The organism is Streptomyces sp. NRRL WC-3549, from assembly GCF_000721935.1.
In the GTDB taxonomy this organism is placed as follows: Bacteria; Actinomycetota; Actinomycetes; order Streptomycetales; family Streptomycetaceae; genus Streptomyces.
The window spans coordinates 149,297-151,107 of sequence record NZ_KL585383.1 but is presented as its reverse complement, the minus strand read 5'-3'; the positions used below and the strand labels follow the sequence as shown (position 1 = coordinate 151,107).

General features: G+C 73.9%; 3 protein-coding genes. 2 read left to right on the top strand and 1 reads right to left on the bottom strand.

Going from position 1 to position 1,811, the window contains the following annotated elements:
- On the bottom strand, positions 1–188 hold a 188-nt coding region (locus IH13_RS40370; RefSeq protein ID WP_037840677.1), incomplete at its 3' end, for a DEAD/DEAH box helicase.
- A gap of 112 nt (positions 189–300) precedes the next feature.
- On the opposite strand from IH13_RS40370, the gene IH13_RS0102880 reads away from it, so the two are divergent.
- Positions 301–1,164 (top strand): helix-turn-helix transcriptional regulator, encoded by an 864-nt coding sequence (locus tag IH13_RS0102880; protein ID WP_031080782.1) that lies wholly within the window; start codon positions 301–303, stop codon positions 1,162–1,164.
- Between the two features lie 10 nt (positions 1,165–1,174).
- A partial coding sequence (locus IH13_RS0102875) for an AzlC family ABC transporter permease (protein WP_031080780.1) occupies positions 1,175–1,811 on the top strand: 637 nt, incomplete at its 3' end.

Here is a 1,811-nt window from a genome sequence, read left to right as displayed (position 1 = left end):
AGCCGGTCCAGCGAGGCGAGGAAGGCGGCGAGGGTCTTCCCCGATCCGGTCGGTGCGACGACGAGCACGTCCGAGCCCTCGCCGATCGCCCGCCAGGCACCTTCCTGGGCCGCGGTGGGCGCGTCGAAGGCGCCCGCGAACCAACTGCGGGTCGCGGGCGAGAACGAATCGAGTGCGGAACCGGCCATGCCCACCATCGTGCACCCCGGCACTGACAACGGCCGGGTACGCGCCCCGTGCGCCCGGCCCCGGACCCCCGCACGCCCTCGGAGAGCGGCCCGGACCTGCGACAATGCGGCCATGGCGGCAGCGGGAGCGGCGAAGGAGTGGGCACGGCACTGGCAGTACGCCGAGCTGCCGGACCTGGACCTGCTGCGCGCCCGTTACGTCCGCCACACCTTTCCGCGCCACAGCCACGAGGGTTACGTCCTCGGCTCCGTCACCCGGGGCATCGAGGACGTCGGCCTGCCGGACGGCACCGTGCACGCCGGGCCCGGCAGCGTCGTCATGATCAATCCGGAGGTCCCCCACACCGCGCGTGCCGGGGTGCCCGAGGGATGGGTGTACGCCACGCTCTACCCCTCGGTCCGGGTGGTCAACGACATCGCCGCGGAGCTGACGAGCCTGCGCGGCACGGTCGGATTCGCCCGGAGCAGCGTGGTGGACCCGCACGCCGCCCGGCTGATAGCCGATGTGCACCGGGCGGCCGAGGAGGGCAACGCGCTGGCCGCCGACAGCGTCCTGCGTGTCCTGGTGGCCCGGCTGCTCGACAGTCACGGCACCGTACTGCCCACCAGGGCGCCCCACGCCGCCGGTTCGCGTGACGCGGTCCGCGCCCGGGCGGTCCTCGAGGCGCGGATGGTCCGGCCGCCGACCCTGGAGGTGCTCGCCGGTGAACTGGGCACCAGCCCCTTCGCCCTGCTGCGCGCCTTCAAGAAGCAGTTCGGGATGCCCCCGCACACCTGGCTCACCGACGCCCGGGTGCGCCGTGCGCGGCGCATGCTCGACGAGGGGACGGCGCCCGCCGAGGCAGCCACCGCGGTCGGGTTCACCGACCAGCCCCATCTCAACCGTCACTTCACCCGGATCGTGGGAGTACCTCCGGGCGCCTACCGGCGGGAACGCGCAAGAACGTACAAGACGCATCCCGGGTCCGCGCCGTAACGTCCCGGGTGTGCGAGAACAGACAGCATCCCCTCGGAACACGACTGCTCCGGGTGGCCCGCCGGGCGGCGGGAAGCCGGACGCCGCGGTCGTCCGGGACGCGCTCGGCGTCGGTGTGGCCGTGGGCCTCTCCGGGTTCGCCTTCGGGGTCACCTCGGCGGGGTCCGGGCTCAGCCTGCTCCAGACCTGCGCGCTGAGCCTCCTCGTCTTCACCGGCGCCTCCCAGTTCGCCCTCGTGGGCGCGCTCGCGGCCGGGGGGAACCCCTACACCGCCGTGGCCGGTGCGTTCTTCCTCGGCGTACGCAACTCCTTCTACGGGCTGCGGCTCTCCCAGCTGCTGGCCCTGCCGCGCGCGCTGAGGCCCCTCGCCGCGCAGTGGGTCATCGACGAGACGACCGCCGTCACCCTGGCCCAGCCCACCCGGCGGTCCGCCCGTATCGGCTTCACCGTCACCGGGCTCACCCTGTACGTCCTGTGGAACCTCACCACCCTGCTCGGCGCGCTGGGAGCGGAGGCGCTCGGCGACACCGACACGTGGGGGCTCGACGCGGCGAGCCCCGCCGTGTTCCTGGCCCTGCTCGCGCCGATGCTCAGGAGCACCACGGAACGCGTGACGGCGGGCCTGGCGGTCCTGCCGGCCCTGGGGC